Origin of the sequence: Bacillus canaveralius, assembly GCF_002860125.1 — a bacterium.
GTDB classification, from domain to species: domain Bacteria; phylum Bacillota; class Bacilli; order Bacillales; family Cytobacillaceae; genus Bacillus_BJ; species Bacillus_BJ canaveralius.
On the sequence record NZ_PGVA01000035.1, the window covers coordinates 25,662 to 43,873 of the forward strand.

General features: G+C 39.7%; 19 protein-coding genes and 2 pseudogenes. 5 read left to right on the forward strand and 16 right to left on the reverse strand.

Features of this window, described 5'->3' with window-relative positions:
• Positions 1-224 precede the first annotated feature (224 nt).
• From CU635_RS15140 to CU635_RS15150, 3 genes are all read right to left on the reverse strand, one after another.
• Positions 225-971 carry an SDR family NAD(P)-dependent oxidoreductase gene (locus tag CU635_RS15140; RefSeq protein WP_101578223.1) on the reverse strand — a complete coding sequence of 249 codons (747 nt, stop codon included), beginning with the start codon at positions 969-971 and terminating at the stop codon, positions 225-227.
• A gap of 251 nt (positions 972-1,222) precedes the next feature.
• On the reverse strand, positions 1,223-1,405 hold the full coding sequence (locus tag CU635_RS15145) for an aspartyl-phosphate phosphatase Spo0E family protein (protein ID WP_245917490.1): 183 nt from the start codon (positions 1,403-1,405) through the stop codon (positions 1,223-1,225).
• A 130-nt stretch (positions 1,406-1,535) separates the two neighbouring features.
• Positions 1,536-1,730 (reverse strand): hypothetical protein, encoded by a 195-nt coding sequence (locus CU635_RS15150; RefSeq protein WP_101578224.1) that lies wholly within the window; start codon positions 1,728-1,730, stop codon positions 1,536-1,538.
• Between the two features lie 240 nt (positions 1,731-1,970).
• On the opposite strand from CU635_RS15150, the gene CU635_RS15155 reads away from it, so the two are divergent.
• The 3 genes from CU635_RS15155 (at position 1,971) to CU635_RS15165 (ending at position 3,900) form a co-directional block, all read left to right on the forward strand.
• The gene (locus CU635_RS15155; protein WP_101578226.1) at positions 1,971-2,159 is read left to right on the forward strand and encodes a YkvS family protein; all 189 of its coding nucleotides are present in this window, start codon (positions 1,971-1,973) and stop codon (positions 2,157-2,159) included.
• A gap of 282 nt (positions 2,160-2,441) precedes the next feature.
• Positions 2,442-3,053: a CPBP family intramembrane glutamic endopeptidase gene (locus CU635_RS15160; RefSeq protein WP_101578227.1), complete on the forward strand. Its 612-nt coding sequence runs from the start codon at positions 2,442-2,444 to the stop codon at positions 3,051-3,053.
• Positions 3,054-3,216: 163 nt separating this feature from the next.
• The gene (locus CU635_RS15165) at positions 3,217-3,900 is read left to right on the forward strand and encodes a hypothetical protein (protein ID WP_101578229.1); all 684 of its coding nucleotides are present in this window, start codon (positions 3,217-3,219) and stop codon (positions 3,898-3,900) included.
• 61 nt (positions 3,901-3,961) lie between these two features.
• On the opposite strand, the gene CU635_RS15170 is transcribed toward CU635_RS15165, so the two are convergent.
• The 7 genes and pseudogenes from CU635_RS15170 to CU635_RS15205 form a co-directional block, all read right to left on the reverse strand.
• Positions 3,962-5,011 carry a YkvI family membrane protein gene (locus CU635_RS15170; protein ID WP_101578231.1) on the reverse strand — a complete coding sequence of 350 codons (1,050 nt, stop codon included), beginning with the start codon at positions 5,009-5,011 and terminating at the stop codon, positions 3,962-3,964.
• Between the two features lie 142 nt (positions 5,012-5,153).
• Positions 5,154-6,848 carry a M3 family oligoendopeptidase gene (locus CU635_RS15175; RefSeq protein WP_101578237.1) on the reverse strand — a complete coding sequence of 565 codons (1,695 nt, stop codon included), beginning with the start codon at positions 6,846-6,848 and terminating at the stop codon, positions 5,154-5,156.
• 544 nt (positions 6,849-7,392) lie between these two features.
• The gene (locus CU635_RS15180) at positions 7,393-7,752 is read right to left on the reverse strand and encodes an RHS repeat-associated core domain-containing protein (protein ID WP_101578239.1); all 360 of its coding nucleotides are present in this window, start codon (positions 7,750-7,752) and stop codon (positions 7,393-7,395) included.
• Between the two features lie 203 nt (positions 7,753-7,955).
• Positions 7,956-9,659: an RHS repeat protein gene (locus CU635_RS15185; protein ID WP_180956620.1), complete on the reverse strand. Its 1,704-nt coding sequence runs from the start codon at positions 9,657-9,659 to the stop codon at positions 7,956-7,958.
• A 381-nt stretch (positions 9,660-10,040) separates the two neighbouring features.
• A complete protein-coding gene (locus tag CU635_RS15190) occupies positions 10,041-10,412 on the reverse strand; it encodes a hypothetical protein (protein ID WP_101578241.1) in 372 nt (123 codons plus the stop codon).
• 398 nt (positions 10,413-10,810) lie between these two features.
• Complete coding sequence (locus CU635_RS15200) at positions 10,811-12,046, reverse strand: IS110 family RNA-guided transposase (protein WP_101578243.1); 1,236 nt, start codon at positions 12,044-12,046, stop codon at positions 10,811-10,813.
• A 147-nt stretch (positions 12,047-12,193) separates the two neighbouring features.
• Positions 12,194-12,969, reverse strand: a pseudogene (locus CU635_RS15205) (recombinase family protein).
• 163 nt (positions 12,970-13,132) lie between these two features.
• On the opposite strand from CU635_RS15205, the gene CU635_RS15210 reads away from it, so the two are divergent.
• Positions 13,133-13,333, forward strand: a complete 201-nt coding sequence (locus CU635_RS15210; protein ID WP_010173791.1) for a helix-turn-helix domain-containing protein — start codon at positions 13,133-13,135, stop codon at positions 13,331-13,333.
• 329 nt (positions 13,334-13,662) lie between these two features.
• Here CU635_RS15210 and CU635_RS15215 read toward each other — a convergent pair whose 3' ends face one another.
• The 4 genes and pseudogenes from CU635_RS15215 to CU635_RS15230 form a co-directional block, all read right to left on the reverse strand.
• Complete coding sequence (locus CU635_RS15215) at positions 13,663-14,061, reverse strand: hypothetical protein (RefSeq protein WP_101578244.1); 399 nt, start codon at positions 14,059-14,061, stop codon at positions 13,663-13,665.
• A 19-nt stretch (positions 14,062-14,080) separates the two neighbouring features.
• Positions 14,081-14,317 (reverse strand): hypothetical protein, encoded by a 237-nt coding sequence (locus CU635_RS15220; protein ID WP_101578245.1) that lies wholly within the window; start codon positions 14,315-14,317, stop codon positions 14,081-14,083.
• 148 nt (positions 14,318-14,465) lie between these two features.
• The gene (locus tag CU635_RS15225; RefSeq protein ID WP_101578246.1) at positions 14,466-15,698 is read right to left on the reverse strand and encodes an IS110 family RNA-guided transposase; all 1,233 of its coding nucleotides are present in this window, start codon (positions 15,696-15,698) and stop codon (positions 14,466-14,468) included.
• A 132-nt stretch (positions 15,699-15,830) separates the two neighbouring features.
• Positions 15,831-16,608: pseudogene (locus CU635_RS15230) on the reverse strand (recombinase family protein).
• 164 nt (positions 16,609-16,772) lie between these two features.
• On the opposite strand from CU635_RS15230, the gene CU635_RS15235 reads away from it, so the two are divergent.
• Complete coding sequence (locus CU635_RS15235) at positions 16,773-16,973, forward strand: helix-turn-helix domain-containing protein (RefSeq protein WP_101578247.1); 201 nt, start codon at positions 16,773-16,775, stop codon at positions 16,971-16,973.
• A gap of 354 nt (positions 16,974-17,327) precedes the next feature.
• Here CU635_RS15235 and CU635_RS15240 read toward each other — a convergent pair whose 3' ends face one another.
• On the reverse strand, positions 17,328-17,789 hold the full coding sequence (locus tag CU635_RS15240) for a hypothetical protein (RefSeq protein ID WP_101578248.1): 462 nt from the start codon (positions 17,787-17,789) through the stop codon (positions 17,328-17,330).
• A 22-nt stretch (positions 17,790-17,811) separates the two neighbouring features.
• Positions 17,812-18,212, reverse strand: a 401-nt coding sequence (locus CU635_RS15245; RefSeq protein WP_219620171.1) for a hypothetical protein, incomplete at its 5' end; no start/stop codon positions are given.

Here is an 18,212-nt window from a genome sequence, read left to right on the forward strand (position 1 = left end):
GCCTATTCATAGACTTACCGTCGGATGCTCGTCTTAGATTTAGGAAAAAACAGGATCGTAACGGTTATCTATACGGATTTTCCGGCATAGAAGATGAAGGTACGAAACGGGAAATTGTTGAGGGGCTCAAGGACTTGTCACGAAATCTTTATGAGGAAACGAAGAATCCGCAGTGAAGAGATGGATATGATTGAAAAATCATACCCTTTCTCTTGTCCCTGTGGCTATTCTTCATAAATCATCTTCCGTGTCATTCCTCCATCAATGATAATATTTTCACCGGTGACAAAGTCGTTTGCGGGATCGGCTAAATATAAACAACCTTTTCCGATATCCGCAGGTTTGCCCACTCGTTTGGATAAATGCTGTTCATGGTCAGTGTCACGTAAGCCCTCGTAATCATTTACTTCAATCCAACCTGGACTAATTGAGTTGACTCTAATCCTGTAAGGGCTCAATGTTCTTGCCAGCGATCTTGTTAAGGCAATGATGCCTCCTTTGGAAGCAGAGTAAGCTTCGGTATCGGGCTCCGACATAAAAGCTCTCGTCGAAGCAATATTGACGATGCTCCCGCCTGATTCTTTCATATGCTTTGCCGCCTCCCTTGAACACAAAAAAACACTTTTCAGGTTTGTATCGATTACTTCATTCCAATCATCCAACGTCATCTCAAAAAAAGAATGGAACTTTGAAATGCCGGCATTATTAATTAAAATATCAACCGCAGCATATTTTTCAATTGTCTTATTCACTAATGTCCTGACACTTTCCTCATTTTTAACATCTGTTCTAATGAAATGCGCTTTATAGTGTTTGCTTCGAAGCGCTCTTTCCACTGTTTCGCCGCTCTCTTCATCCACATCAGCGATGATCACAGAAGCTCCCTTCTCGGCAAATGCCGTGGCCACTCCTTTGCCAATTCCGTGTGAACCGCCAGTAACAATGACAATCTTGTTCTCAAAAGCTGTCAACGCTATCTCCTCCTATGCTTACTTTTCATAAAAACTTTTCGTTTACCATTTACCCTTTACCATTTATTTTAGCCAATAAGCGCTAAAGATTAAAAGCAGATGCTTCGCCGGAATCATCTTTAGGATTTGCGGCTATCACAAACTCTCCTCTATAACAAAGTTTAATAGAGGGATTCAGTGGCTCTCTGCAATTAAAAAAGCTGACCGGGAGGTTCCTTCTCCTCTCTGGTCAGCTTTCAGTATTTAGTAGTTTATGTTGGCTGAGTTTGAAAAGCATACAAGTTTCGGTGCATGTTCAAGAGGTCGTCCAGTTCTTTGCTTGCTTTTAAGGTCTGTTTGCTAGTGATTCCGGTTTTAGAGGCCATTAAAACCATTTCTATCCGCTTCAACTCAATTCGGTGCAAAAGCTCTTCTTCAGTAATAAAAGGTTTCATTTAGCTCACCTCTTAGCCTTTACATATATTTTACTATCGCCAGATTGAAAATTATAGTTCTTTTTGGCAGACAAAATATTTTTTGATGAGCAATCCCTGTAAAAAGCAACCAAACACGTGCGCTTATCTGTTAACTTCTCGGAACAGCTTGATAGGTAAATACAGCATCTCCACCCCGTTGGGCAATTCCCCGAAAATGCTTAAAATCCTCCCTGTCTGTAAGAACCGTCCTGAACAACAAAAAGTCCTCTCTCTTTACAAAATACACCGACATATTTCCGGCTTTTAAACTGTCTAATATTTCGTTAATCAATTGTTTATCCATATAAGTATCACCATGCTTATGAATTTTCGTCACCTTGACTATTATAGCACTTCTATATATTTTTTCCGTATCAATAAAAATTCCTGCGATTCAGGAAGATCGCTTTATTCCGATATTTGCAGGCGACCCTTTTTGTAAAATGTATCTATGCCTTTATTGATTATTGGTTGATAATCCTTTTATGAACTTCTATAATTAGTGCAATATGGTTTTAAAACAGATAAAAAAGGAGAGATCAGTGTGAAAAAAGCAGAGGTTGGAAACATTATCGAATTTAAAGACGGTTTACGTGGAATTGTTGAAAAGGTTAATGAAAACTCTGTCATTGTCGATTTAACATATATGGATAATTATCGTGATTTGGAACTGGACCAGCGTACAGTTGTCAATCATAAAAATTATAAAGTAATCAAAGAAACTGTTCTATAAATCGGTGACGGTATACCGGCTTTACATTGGTTAAGTCAAATCCACTGTTTTCAAGCTTTTGAATATCGCAATTCTATCCTTTATGGGGCTGACTCGACGGAATTCGGGCCAGCCTTTATTTTTACGGATCTCTCTTTTTATTCCGTGCAGATTTTCTATTGATGCACTTACCCTCTTTTCAAAAATTAGCCGATTTTTAGAGGATTAAAAGAAAACTTTTCCGTACAATTTAAAACCAATCTTTGTTACAATAGTGTTTGTTTGTTAGAAAGGGGTTTACTGATGAAGAAATGGATTTTTGATTCCCGATTAATAATCGGCTTTCTTCTTGCACACCTTCTCATGTTTTTTACGTTTGAAAACAGAGCGGTTTTCTGGTACATGTTTACGGCTGCTATGCTTATTTTAATCAGCTATTCGATTTTAAACGAAGAGGTTGATGACCAGCAAAGTGTCGGTTCCTATCTTTTATATGGATTATTGTCGGGTTTTGTTTTGTTTGCCGTGTTTTGGGCAGGCAATTTTTTGATCGATTTGCTGAACTTGCCTTTTAGCAAAGGGGTCGCCAAACTCTATAATCGCTTAGCCCCCGCTCAATTATGGCATTATATAGTGTTAATCCTGGTTATTATTCCCGGCGAAGAAATTTTTTGGAGAGGTTTTATTCAAAAAAGGCTTGAGAAATACGTTCCTGCTACAGCTTCAATTGTGTTGGCCGCTGTTATGTACACATCGGTTCACTTTTATGCAGGCTATATGGTTCTCCCGATAGCTGCTCTTTTTGGAGGTCTGTTCTGGGGGTTTTTATATTGGTGGAAACGCAGCATTCCGCTTGTGATAGTCTCCCATTTGGTTTTTGACCTATTTTTATTCGTTTTCATTCCCCTTTATTAAAAGCAAAACGATAGTTTTCAGCCTGGATGCCGAGTCCGGGCTGTTTTATATCCAGCCCACCATGTTAATTAATTAACGAGAAATCTTGCGATTGTCCTGAAACATTTAGCGCTTTTTTTCGTCTACTCTTGTAGAACTCCAACGAAACCGGGAGGAATTGAAGATGAAACAGTTGAAAAAGGGATTAGCTTTTGCGGCCCTGCTCATACTTCTTTTAGGTGGCTGCGGAACCCAGGAAGAACAGGCGAATGATGCCGGCACCGATCCTGGCAGCAAACGAGAAGAAGAAAATAATCAGGAAGCAGGCAATTCTGAACCAAGCGAAGAAGAAACCAACAATGAAAGCAGTTCCCCGGAAAACGCCAATGCGATCATTCGAATTTTGGAACAAAATCTTGAATATGAAGTCAATGGACAAGAAAAACAAGATACCGCATTTTTAAAGCATAACGACAACCAGAATTATTCAATATACGTTTTGCCAGGCTATGAGCTGACAGCAGAAGAACCTCATAAAGATTCTTTGTTTTTAACAGAAAATCCAGAAGTGTTTATGCGGATCGAGCTTTTGCCGGACGATACAGATTGGGAGTCCGTGACAGAGAATACAAAGGCCCAACTAGCAACAGTGAATGAACACATCGAAACCATGCAGCCATCTGAAGATACATTTTTAAAAAACGCTACTGTCATGGAGTCTGCGCATGATGGGGAAATTGTATCAGCCTATCTCATCAAGGATGAGAAACAGCCATTGAAGCTGACTATGTTTACAAAAGAAAATGCAGATCACCGGGATGCATTTCTAAAAATGGCAAAGACAATTATGAAAGAATCAAACCAATAATATGTTACCAACCAAAGCGATCCTCTGATAATAGGGTCGCTTTGTTCACTCTGTATTGCATCTATTTCTCGTTCGCGGCTGGCAAGGGCTTCATCCATAACAGGACGAGAAAGATTAAACTCACATAACCAAATAGAGGATATAGTTTTGAAAGTAAAGTACCATAGTTGATTAAACTGATAAAATAAGTGACGATAAAAATACCAACCACGATCATCGAGCCAGGGAGCGACACATGCTTGCTGATCTGCCGCTCAAGTCCAAACACATTCCCAATAATTGACGTGAATATCTCACCGTAAATAACAAGAATATAAATCCAGTATAAGCCGGATGCAAGATTTTTCATGATCGTTGCCATCGGGATTTCATAAGCCTCCAGATTAGGGAGCATAACGAGAGTGAGGTGGCTGGAAAGAAGAATGACAGTCAATGCAGCTCCCCCAATCCATCCTCCCCATTTCACTGTGCGGTCATCGTTAATTTCGGATGCCACCGGGACAAGGACTGCCTGTGACAGGGCAAGATTAAATGCAGTATACGAAAAGGGAGCGACCACCGATTTCCAACCATCGTCCGCGAAAGGAATATGGAAGATTCGGTCCACAAAATCGGGCAGCTGCGAGGATATGATCATCAGAATGAAGCTGAATATAATCATCATCGGAACTACAAATGTATTAACAGCAAAAATACCTTTGATCCCAACTGCCATTACAATGAATGACAGAATAATCGTAATTATCACGCCTGCCATTTTGGTTAATCCAAGCTGCTCGTCGAAAATCGCACCCGCACCTGCGAGCATAACTGCGCAAACACCAAGCAGCATAATAAGGAGCAGCATATTGATCATTGTACCAAGCAAGGACCCGAATAAATGATTTACAATTTCCTGATAAGACTTTGCGTTTATTTGTACAGCCATCCTCATTAATTTTGAACCGAGGAAGATAAGCAAGTAGCCGGACATAAGAATACTTATCAGGCCAATAAAACCGAATCGTGAAAAAAATTCAACAATCTCTTTTCCAGTAGCAAAGCCTGCACCCACCACTGTGCCTACATATACAGCTGCAATTTGAAAAGCCGCTCCCCAGTTCGTCCTCACGCCATGTCCCCTCCTTCTCCCTCATATATATGAGGACAAGGCCGAACAAAGACGATATTTTTGGACATTAATCCGGCACAAAGGTACATTCCAAATACAAAAAATGAGAAGCAAAGCCTATTAGCTTCGCTTCTCATTTTTTTTATAATGCTTGATCGTCTATTGAATTCAGCCAGCTTTCAATTTCGCCCACCACGGATTCGACGCAGCCTTCCTCGAACGGAGATTTAAGGTTGGCGGCTTTCACAAGCCCGGTAAACGGCAAGCTTCCACCCAGCTCGCAAAGCTTTAAGTAATCCGCCCAGGCTTCTTCCCTATTTTCTCTTGAACGCTTCCAAAATTGGAATGCGCAAATTTGCGCCAGCGTATAGTCGATGTAGTAGAACGGTGAATTAAAGATATGACCTTGCCGCTGCCAAAAGCCTCCGTTTTCGAGATAATCATTGCCATCGTAGTCTTTATGCGGCAAATACTTTTTCTCAATGTTGCGCCACGCCTGCTTTCGTTCCTGTGGTGAAGCCCCCGGATTCTCATAAACCCAATGCTGGAATTCATCTACCGACACACCATAAGGAAGGAACAGCAAGGAGGATCCTAAATGAGCAAATTGATATTTTTCGGTTTCTACCTGAAAGAATAGCTCCATCCACGGCCATGTGAAAAATTCCATGCTCATTGAATGAATTTCTGCAGCTTCATAGGTTGGCCAATTGTACTCAGGAATTTCAAAATGACTGCTTGAATATACCTGGAAAGCGTGGCCGGCTTCGTGTGTTAATACATCAATATCCCCGGATGTCCCGTTAAAATTAGAGAAAATAAACGGAGATTTGTAGTTTTCAATGTACGTGCAATAGCCACCGCCTGCTTTCCCTTTTTTCGCGACAAGATCCATCAAATCATTTTCACTCATATACCTGAAAAATTCGCCCGTTTCATTTGAAAGCTCATCATACATTTTTTTACCGTTATCGATGATCCAGTCCGGATTTCCCTTTGGCTTGGCATTGCCGGTTTTAAAATTAAAGCCTTCATCATAATATTTAAGATTTTCTACCCCAATCCGTTCCTGTTGACGTTGCTTCAGTTTTGTCGCGATTGGCACAATAAAGTCTTCTACTTGCTTGCGAAACTTTGCGACCATATCAGCGTTGTAATCGGTTCGGTACATCCTGTAATAGGCTAGCTCAACAAAATTGTTATAGCCAAGCTTCTGCGCGATTTCGGTACGGACCTGGACAAGCTCATCATAGATTCGATCGAGCTCAGCTTCATTCTCAGCCATAAAGCCAAACCTCGCTTCACTTGCCTTTTTTCTCATTACGCGGTCAACAGATTCAGTATAAGGCTCTAATTGAGCCAATGTCAGCTCTTCGCCTTCAAACTGGATTTTCGCAGAGGCGATTAATTTCGTATACTCACTTGAAAGCTTATTTTCTTTTTGAAGTAAAGGAATAATTTCCGGGCTAAACGTTTTCAGCTGTGCTTCCGCCAATGCAAAGAGCTGGCTGCCCCATTTTTGCTCCAATTTTGTCCGGTACGGTGAATCCAAAAGCGCTTTATAATATTCTGTGACAAGCCCTTCCAGTTCAGGCTGAATTTCGTCCATATAATCCTGTTCCGCCTTATAAAACTCATCGTTCGTATCAATCGAATGGCGAATATAAACAAGGTTAGACATCGTTCCGAGATCATTGCGGATATCATTGATTTCTTTCATCGCATCATTTTGCAATGCGGCAGAACCAGCATTTTTGAACTTATCGAGCCCGGCCTGGAATTTTCCCTTTGCCTCGTCAAGATTAGGCCTCGCATATGTATATTCCTGAAATTTCATTCTAATTTCCCCCTCGTATTCAGTTGATGGCAAAAAACCACTATTATGTTTTCGACATCTTTGCTGGATTTCCTTTAGTTGCCGAAAAGAAAAAAGCTTGAACGGCGTTTACTCTCTTCAATAGGGACCGGATTTGCGCTCGTAGATTGCTAAATTTCCGCAATGGATGCATTTATTAAATTTACTCTCCATATTGTAGATAGTATATCTGTGAAAACTGCTCCTGTCTGGTAACTCTTGCTCTTAATATGGAGCTCCGTGTGGATTAATGACATTAGTAAAGAAGCCGATACTAAAGTTGTCAGCTGCACGGCAGCTAGCACCCATGATAAAATCATATCCATATTCCTTTGCCTTTTTCAATAAGCAGGTATATTTCCTGCTTTACTATTAAATTCACCCCTTGCAAAGAGCAATCAATTCTGCCAGGGTTGGTACAGGTGGCGGTCGTGGTGGTGTAACCGGGCCTCCCCCTCCAGATCCTCCGGAACCTGGGTTTGGTGCTGGATCATTATCATCATCTCCGCCTCTTGGCGGCCTATGGTCACAATACTCGGCATCCGTCCGGGTCAACCGAGATACAGTGCCCGGTTGGATCGGTAAAGTTGACCGGATTGTTATGGATGTAGCTGAACCGGTTTAAGCTCGCCGGCAGGTTGGACCATCCCGGGAACGTGTCCATCATCGTGAAGCGTCCTTCGTTCGGGCTGTACCATCTTGATCCGAAATTGATCAGTCCGGCTTTGGCGTCATATGATTTTCCTGTAAATCCGACGGCATTGTATGATGCCGCCATTTCGGTAAACAGGTTGCCGAACGCGTCATAGCGGTACTTCATCATTTGTTCGCCGATCCGGTCGGTGACATCCATGATATTGCCGATCGCGTCTTCATGGTAATACAACAGTCCGCCGCGGGTCCGGATATTGTCTTCATAGCCTTCCTGCTTGCGGCCGTGGTTGCCGAACTTTTCCGGGCAATGACGTGGTCTGATCCCATGTAATACTGGGCGAGCGGCTGGCCGTTTTTCTCTCCGTTGCCGCGGTTGATCGCCTGGGCCGGTCCCCGGCCGTTGCCGTTGCCAGGGTGCGAGTAATCATAATAAGCCTAGTGTCTTGATGCTTTTCTTCTCAGGGCATCGTACTTATACTCGACAAGCGAGCTGTCCGGGTAGTAAACGCCTTTCAGGCGGTTATCGGTTGTGTAATCGTACTTGATCGTGCCTTCCTTCGTTTCTTTTTCAACGAGGTTTCCATTGGCGTCATGGTAATAGAATTTGTCGCCGGCCTGGACGAGCTCGTTCAATTCATTATAACGGTATTTTGTGATTTTGCCGTCTTCATTTTGTCCAATCCGGTTGCCGACTGAATCGTATTTGTATTCGGATTTCTGGATCGGGTCCTTCGAATAGTCCGGTCTTTCATTGAATGGACCGGGATCTTCTTCATAAAACTGGTCCCAATCTTTCGGGCCTTTTCCGTTTCCGTAATACTTATCGGATTTTTCGTTGTCGCGTTCTTTTGAATCGTTTCCGTTGTCTTTGTTGTTGCCGTTGTTGCCGTTGTTGCCGTTGTTGCTTCGATCTTCCTGGTCATTTCGCGCGCTGGCATTCGCGAGGTTCGTTTCATACGGATCCCCTTCGATTTCCCTTGCTCTGCTTTTGAGCCGCTGAAGAAGTTCACGATTCCTTCCCAGACGCTTTTGAAAAACTCGGCGATCGCTTCCGCCGATGGCATTGAGCTTTTCTTTGATGAACGCGAGGATTTTATTTTCTTTTTTCTTATTTGAAGATTTTTCTGCCTTCGTCTCCTTGTCCTTTTTCGCCGGTGCCTTCTCTTGATCTGCGTGAGGCTCACCCGATGCGGATTCGGTTAAAACAGATGCTTCTTCTGCCTGTTCTTCTGTTTCCGGTTCGCTGTCATTTGACTCAGCTGAAACCGTTTCTTCTTGTGATGCAGCCGAAAACTTTGCGGTTGATGTTTGTGTGCGTTTCTTTTTGCTGTTTGGCGGCGTATAATCGGTTTCTTCGATTTTCTCGATTTTTTTCATTGGATACGTGACTTTCGTCAGGCGGTACAAGTCATCGTATGCAAATGTCGTTTTTGCCCCGTCTTCCTCGACCTGGCTCAGGCGGTTGCCTACCTCATCATACGTATAGTCAAGCGATGTATAAAACTCTTTCCCCTTATTCTTGAGGGACGTCAGCTGGTTCGCTTCATCGTATTCGTAAGTCGTCACGACCCCGTTTGGACGGGAAATCGAGGCTTTTTGCCCGGTTCCGTCATACGTATAGGTGGTCACATTTTCATCGGGATCGGTCACTTTGACCATTTCATTGCGTTCATTGTACTCGTATTTCAGGATGGCTCTTCCGGGTCGACAATTCTGCGTGCGGTTACCGGCGGCATCATAGCTGAAACGGGTTGTTTTCTCCAGGCGCGTATTGGTGATGGCAGTCATCCGGTTCAAATTGTCATATTCATACACTTCGTCCGTCGCCGGGCTCGCTGCTTTGACCATGTTTCCGGCACCATCGTATGCATAGGACAGCTGTTCATCGCCAAGGTCAATGCCGGTCAGTTCCTGGCGTTTGTTGTAACTGTACTGGAGCTTCTGGCCTTTGCGGTCGGTTTCGTTTGCCAGGTTTCCTACCTTGTCATATGTGTAGCGGTGGACATCGCCGAGCGCATTGATTTCCGCTGTGACCCGGCCAAGTAAGTCATATACCCATTCTGTTTGGTTTCCCTTGGAGTCGGTCAGTTGCGTTAATTGCCCGAGTTGGTCGTACAAATAAGCTGTCTTACTGCCCAATGCATCTGTCACCCTGTTTGGTTACTGACAGCGTCATAGCTGTAGGAGGTCACATTTCCTTTCGCATCCTTCACCGCGGTAATATTTCAAGCGGCATCAAGCGTGTAGGATGTGACATTGCCTTTTGCATTGCCCATTACTCACTAAATCATCTTGTCACAATCGATGAACCGCCTTCAATAATCAATTCTAAGCTAAACCCTTGCTTTTCTACACGAGTTTTTCATATTCCTGTACAAAAGCAATCCAACGTAATTATGGATATCTTATTTCAAAATTACTGTAAACTATCTCGAACGTCTGCATACTCTCATAAGCTTTGAATTTTTAATTTGATCTAAAAAAAAATCCTCGAAACAATTGCTCCGAGGATTATCTTTATTATTCAGGGTTTGTTAGACTATTATATATATCATGTAAATATTCTTTATCTGGATCGTTTAATCTTTCTTTTTTATCTCCAAGTGTGTAAGTCAATTTAAACTCACCTTTTTGCTCATCATTATCTTCGATTATACGAACACCATCTAAAGTTGCCAAAAATCCAAAAATAGCCTCATCTATAGCTTCTTGTATGATTTCCTTCAGAATATTTTGGTCATTGCTACATAGATTATTAAACCATTGTGATTGTATTACGTGTCTTTGTCTTGGTTTTCTTCCAGGTGGTTTATTTAAATTTAAAATAACATCTTCAATGGCTACATCCCTTACATACATTTTAATACGTTCAATAAATGATTCATTATTCACTGATATCACCTCTTATCTTTTATAAGCATTTGGATACATTTCCTTATTTAGCCCTATTAATTCCTTTATTGCACTATTTGGAGCATTTGTATAATTTCGCAAATTCCATACATCTTTAGCTAATAAATCTCTCGCTGTCCCGTTATATGTTCCTTTTAAAGTAGGAATAGCTCTATGCTCAGCTCGTTGAAGTGCTATTGAAGGAGCTGTGTATTTATCATAACTTTCAATTATATGACCTGCTGGATGCTTTTGCTTAACATGGTGAATTTCTATTCCATCATTTTTTAGTGACTTATTTGTTAAATCATTAAATCTTCCAACTTCATAAGGATTTATGCCTTTACCAGTACCCTATGTTGTAATCTTAAACTCTCACAACAAAAAAACAAACCTTATTAAACTACTTCTTTTTCTTGTACTACCGGTAACTCATATGCTGTTTTATATTTCATCATGCCATATATAATGTTTACAAGCCTTCTCATAATACATACCAATGCTTGTTCTTTTGTTTTGCCTTCTTTAAGTTTCCTTTGGTAGTAAGCATGAAACACAGGGTTCCTTGGCAGTTTACTCCCTTTAGCCACTTGCACCTGTTGGGCTGCAAGGTTGTAAAATAAAGCGTGCAGTGCCCGATTTCCCTGTTTGCTTTTTTGCTCCTTACCTTTCCCACCCGAACCAAAGTAAACAAGCGCAATCCCCGCAAATCGTGCTAATTTGTTGGCATTTGGAAAGCGGCGTACATCCCCAATCTCTGCAATTAATGCAGAAGCTGTTACGAGTTCAATCCCTGGCATAGAGTCTAACTGAGTGTCTAGTAAGCTCATTAACTCTTTTAATTCTCTTTCCACATAGCTCATTTCCTTCTTTTTAAAGGAAATATCTCGGACGAGGCTTCTCACTAGAAAGTCTCGTGTTTCTTGAAATTCTTTTGTTGTATTTCCATCCTCTTTTACTAGCTTCAATATTTCATTTGCTTTTTTCACTGAACATGTATTGTGACTAACTTCTAGTAAAAAAGTGGTCAACTGCTTCACACTTACTCCGTCTAAACATGAAGGCGATGGGTATCGTTCCCAAAATGCCAATGCTGTTTTTCCATCTACTTCGGAGAAAAACGTCTTATAGCTTGGATAATGATGGCTTAATTGAATGTGCAGTTGGTTCTTAAAAGCACCTTGTGCCTTTACTATTGCATTTCTTCTAGTAACCAAGTGTTGTATCGACCAATATAAATCATGTGGCTTAGCGTCTGGTAATTGGTCAAGTTTGTTCACCAATACTCTAGCTACACATTCTGCATCCCAACTGTCACTTTTTTGTGTCGTCATGTGGCTTTTTCGTTCAGCGTATGAAAGAGCTGGATTTACCTCTTTTACAACCTGTCCATGTTCTGTTAAAAACTGTGCCAACGCTCTTCCATAGCCTCCGACATCTTCTAAACCGAATACTGGGGTCAACCCTTCTTCCATCCGTTTATCAATATCCAGTAAAAACCTTGGGAATGAGGATGGTTTATTTTCGAACTTTATTTCATCTAGCTTCTCATTCCAACAATTAATGATCATTGCCACATGGTGGTGCTTATGCAAGTCCACACCTACATATAAATGTTTCTGTTTTTCATGCATGTCTCATCCTCCTATTCAATGTAATGAAAATGCCGGCAACCTTAGTTCGAGCGTTCACCTATCGGTGCGCATTGGTACGAAAGCCTATCCATTTTCAACGCTACATAGTAACTTATAGGAAAATTAGTCCCTTTTTTAAGTAACCTTTTAAATTATTGCTTCATGTTTCCCATTTGCTTGTATTTGTCCATATGTATACACCCCTTGATAAAAGCTCTCTCTATCTAAAATGCGTTTTACTTGTACTTTGGTAAATGCTTTACCAAGCGTTGTTCGATAACCTTCATCATTTAATGCTTCTGCTAATCTAGACAGTGACCATTTCTTATTTAGCCGTTTTAAATCAAATAACCGTTTAACAGCTTCTGCTTGACCGTTATGTATCTTTAATTCCTTTTCACCTTTCCGCTTTTGGTAGCCAAATGTTGCCCTTCCTCCTGCATAACCACCTTCCTTCGCTTTCTTGTTTCTCCCCTTCGTTAATTTGAGGGCAATTTCAAGCCGTTGGTATTGGTCTAATAACTCCATTAAGCCATTCACCAAAAAGTCATTTGGGTCTTTCTTATGGATACTGTACGAAGGTTGTTCAATGCTTTTAATATCACAACCATATTTCTTTAACTCTCGTTGAATGAGCACTTTCACAATATCTGTGCGCCATAACCTGCTTGTATTCAGCACAACCACATACTGTATTTGGACAGACGAAAGGTGAGCCAACATCTCCTGTAAGCCCACCCTGTCTATTTCCAATGCTTCCTCATTTATTTTGGCACCACTAATTCCTTCACTCGAAAAATATGTATCAAGTTCCACCCTTTTTCTTTACAGTAAGCTTCAATCTCCTCTTCTTGATACTTCAAGCTGTATCCATCTCTAGCTTGCCCTTGAGTAGAGACTCGTATATACCCGACAACGTTCAACTTTTCACCATCCCGTTACATAAATTTTAATTAACGTAACGCTTAGCCGCTATATTTAATGTAAATTCATTGTATGCGGCTTTAGCGATACATTCAACCCCTTTACCGATACAAATTTATTGTGTATCGTAAAAGTAACATGAGAAAGAGGAAGGGAAATATCATGCCAATATCAATCAAACTAAAGGAAATCCTTAAAGAACGTGACCTATCACAACGTGAGTTAGCACGAATGACAGGGCTGCGACCAAATACAATCAGCCATCTTTGTTCAGACAATGTGGACAGAATTTATCTATCAACATTAGAAACAGTATGCAAAGTGTTAGACATTGACATTCAAGAGTTAATCGAGGTGGAGTAGTCTCTCGCTCTAGTAATCGTTCTATGTACGTAAAAGTTGCGAATAAATTTAAAAGGCAGGGAGAAAGCGAAGGTATGGCTTTGGAGAATAGAAATGGTGGTAACTGATGATATTATGGTTATTTACTTAACAAAATAAAGAATAAATAGGACATCCGTTTTAAAGTTGGTGTACGTACTATATTATTTGGTAAAACATCATATACGGCTCACAGGGGTTATCCATATTTTATAGTATAAGAGTGGTTTATTCGACACTCCCTACCCAAATAAAAAGCCCCCCTCGATTTATTAAAGGGGGGAATAGTATTAATTTTCATAAAACAGCAGTTACCTTATTACAACACTTGGAGTGTATGTTGTTAGTATTTCGATTATATCATTTGGTGTAAAAAACACATAATGTTCAACTTGGTTTGGCTCATAAATACCAGAACATTCATCAAGAAACCAATTTATATACTCAGAGTTTGTTACTTTAAATAAAGTCCATTCGCTGTAAAAATCTGTACCGTATTGTTGGTCTAAATAATTAAGTTTTTTCAATAATGAGCCTTCATCTGTATTCCTATAGGATAATACTCCATCTTCAAACTTAACTACAAATTTCTTTTTATTTTTTTCGTCGCTAAACTCTAATATTATTCCTTCTTTACTATCAATAAAAGTATCATTATATAATTTTGAGGGTACTCCATTTATTGGTATCCATCTTTCCCAATGTTCCAATTCTCTTCCTCCTATTCAATTAATATCGAAACTTAATTTTCTTTTTTCCATCTTGAATTTCAATTGTTGGACGTCCGTCACTACTTTTCTTTCTTACTATTACTGTTCTTCCATCTTTCAATGTACAAACTTTTAATTCAGGAGTATTCTTTGTAATCTTTGGTTGTAATGACCCAAAGTCTTTTAATGCTTTATCAAATCCTCCAGATAAGTCATACTGAGAAGTTCTACCCTCAGTAGCTCCCTGGTGTTGCATTTTTAATTAAATCATCAACAGTTTTACCTTTACCCTTACCAAAGAATTGCAAGTCCAATTTCAAACCATTATTCCCTATACCCTTAGGAATATCTAAAAATGTACTTTATGAAAGGATGGCAGTTTCTTCAACCACCACCCAAATTGATTAACTTACTTTCGCTTCAGGCATTTCAGGCATGATATAAGCCGTTTTATTTTTCATCATACCATAGATTATTCTGACTAATCTTCTCATAATGCAAAGCAGGGCTTGTGACTTAGATTTTCCTTCATTCAGCTTTTGGTTATAGTAAGCATAAAACACAGGGTTACGAGGTATTTTACTTCCTTTACAGACTTGTACTTGTTGCACAGCTAGATTGTAGAAGATGTCATATAACTTTCGGTTACCTTGCTTGGTTTTCTTCATCGTTTCCTTACCACCCGAACCCATTTTGATAGGGGCAATTCCTGCATATTTTGCGAGTTTGTCAGAGTTTGCGAACCGATGAATGTCACCAATCTCTGCAATTAAAGCGGATGAAGTAACTACATCAATTCCTGGCATGGTTTCAAGTTTCATACCTAATGTCTGAATAGTTACCTTTAACTCTTTATCCACCTTCTGAATTTCCTGTTTCTTAAAGCGGATATCTCTGACCATGCTTTGAATGATAAAATCAGTTGATGTTTGATATTCTCGCTTTATCTCTCCATCTGCTTGAACGAGTGATAGTATCTGTTCTGCTTTTCTAGTAGAACAAGCATTACTACTTGCTTCTAATAGGAAAGTTCGTAAATCCTCTACTGTTGCCCCCTCCAAATGAGAAGGTGAAGGATAGCTTTCCCAAAAAGCTAATGCTGTTTTGCCATCCACTTCTGAAAAAAAATCTTTATAGCTTGGGTAATGATAATTTAATTGCATATGAAGTTGATTTTTCAGGGCTGTTTGTGCTTTTACTAAAGCGTTTCTTCTCCCAACAAGTTGTGCGATTATCCAATGTATGTTCGATGAAGTAGCGTCAGGTAAATAGGGTAGCTTACGAATTAAAACATCAGCTACACATTGAGCGTCCCAGCCATCATTCTTTTCAGTCATGGCATAACTGTTTCGTTCTGCATTGGATAAAGAGGAATTAACAAATTTTACAATGTAGCCTCGTTCTATCAGATATAAAGCTAAGTCTCTGCCATAACCGCCCACATCTTCTAATCCAAATACAGGGGTCAAATCTTCTGTTAAATATCTATTCACGTATTCTAGTAAACTTGGAAAAACGGAAGGTTTATTTAAAAACGTCATTTCTCCTAGCTTTTCATTCCAACAATCCAATATCACCGCTGTATGTTGAAACTTGTGTAAATCTAGCCTTATATAAATATACTTATCTCTTCTCATCAGAAAAACTCACCCCTATATTAGATTGAACGGCTAAAGCAAGACAGAGAATGTCGGCAACCTTAGGTCGAGCGTTAGTCACAAGGGACTCGCAAGGGTACGAAAGCCTATCCATTCTCTATCTGTTAACCGTTATAAAATGGCTTGATGTTTGCCATTTGACGTTATTTCTCCATAGCGGTATAACCCACTATAAAAGGCTTTTCTATCCAAAATCCGTTTGACTTGGACTTTCGTAAACAACTTTTCTTGTTTCGTTCGATGTCCTTCTTCATTCAGTTGTTCTGCTAGTTGAGTTAAAGACCATGAAGGATACTCTTCCTTCAAGTCAAATACTCTTTGTACGGTCTGTGCCTGTCTGTCATCTACTACAAGCCTTTTCTGACCTTTTTTCACTTTGTAGCCTAAAGCGACATTTCCTCCTGCATAGCCGCCCTGTTGGGCTTTCTTGTTTCGTCCTCTCCCTAGCTTTAATGAAATTTCTAATCGTTGATATTGGTCTAATAACTCCATTAATCCATTGATTAAAAAGTCGCTAGGGTCTTTCTTGTGTATACTGTATTGCGGTTGTTCAATACTCCGAATGTCCACACCAACCTTTTTCAATTCTCGGTGAACTAACACTTTCACAATTGTCTGACCGCCATAAACGGCTTGTATTCAACGTAACCACATAATCCACCTCATGGTGGGAGAGATACTCCAACATCTCCTGAAAGCCTATTCTATCCACCTCTAACGCTTCTTCATCTACTTTAGCCCCACTGATACCCTCGTCCTTAAACAAGCGTAAAAGCGTGTATCCTTGCGCCTGACAAAACGCTTTGATTTCATCCTCTTGGTAAGCAAGGCTATATCCATCCCTTGCTTGACCTTGTGTATAAACTCGAATATATCCGATAACTTTCATGGTATTTTCCCCCTCCGTTAAGCTAATTCAGATTAACGTAACGCTTAGCCGCTATATTTTCTATAAATTCATTGTATGCGGCTTTAGCGATACATTCAACCCCTTTACCGATACAAATTTATTGTGTATCGTAAAAGTAATATAAACAGAGGAAGGGAAATATCATGCCAATATCCATCAAACTAAAGGAAATCCTTAAAGAACTTGACCTTTCACAGCGTGAATTGGCACGTATGACAGGGCTGCGACCAAATACAATAAGTCATCTTTGTTCAGACAACGTGGACAGAGTATATCTATCAACATTAGAAACAGTATGCAAAGTGTTAGACATCGACATTCAGGAGTTAATCGAGGTGGAGTAGCCTCTCGCTATAGTAATCGTTCTATGTACGTAAAAGTTGCGAAAAAATTTAAAAGGCAGGAGAAAGCGAAGGTAACGTATTGGATAAAATAAATGGTGGTAACTGATGATTTTATGATTAATTTCATGAGATAGAATACATTAAATAGGGCATTCGTTTTAAAGTGGTGTGCGTACCCTTTAATTTGAGAAAATATTATGCAGAGGTTACGTTGGTTATTAGAATTATTTAGATGATACAACATTCAATCGACACTCCCTACCTATAAATAATTCTTCTGCATATCAAAATAGTCATTACGAAAAATTAGCCCCTCAAGATTTACACTTAAGGGGCTAAAACTAGTATATATTTTTATACTAATTTTAAAATTAGTACATCTGTTTTTAAATCAAAGTTCCAACCAGACATTGAAAATAAATTTGTAGCTAAGTCCTGCTCTGAAGACACCAATTCAAGGATATTATCTTCTTTCTTATTTTCAGAAGCACTACTAACAATAATTAATTTCAAATAATCAATGTTTTTATCCTTTAGGATATCTTTTAATTTCTCTATGAGTTTCTTTATCTTAATCGGTGGATTTGAGACATCATTCCAATCTTCAAACTCCCCTATAAATTCTTTGTCTACCAATTCTATAACTGTATTATTTAAATAACCTTTGAAATAGTTAAGTTTATTATTGGAGATTTGATTATGGGTATTTACAATAAAACCCAACTGTTCAAAAGCCCTTTTTATATTCTCAATACTATTTCTCTCTTGGGTATCTACAGTTATAAGTTGGGTGCAATCAAAAATAGTATATGACATCTTCGCTAAACCTCACTTTAAATTATCTGTATTTACCATTGTATAGATAGTCATATAACTGTTTAACATCATTCCTTGTCGGAACAGCCACACCACCATTTTTCGTTTTACTACCTACCCCTCCTCTTATATTTCCATTAAATACGTTTCGAATAGGCTGATGAACATGTGGTGCTAGTCCTGCATGAGAGTCAGTACCAAACCTTTTGAATTGCCCGCCTGAAGAACCAACATTATTAAAATCAGATGAATTTGTATAAAGCTTCGTTTCTTTTGTTTTTGGTACATTATTATTTACAAAACCTTCAAATGTTCTTTCGCCAGGGCTAGGTTTATATCCTCTAGAAGCTAACCCTTTATCCGTACCCTTAGCAAAGAATTGCAAGTCCAATTTCAAACCATTATTCCCTATACCCTCAGGCC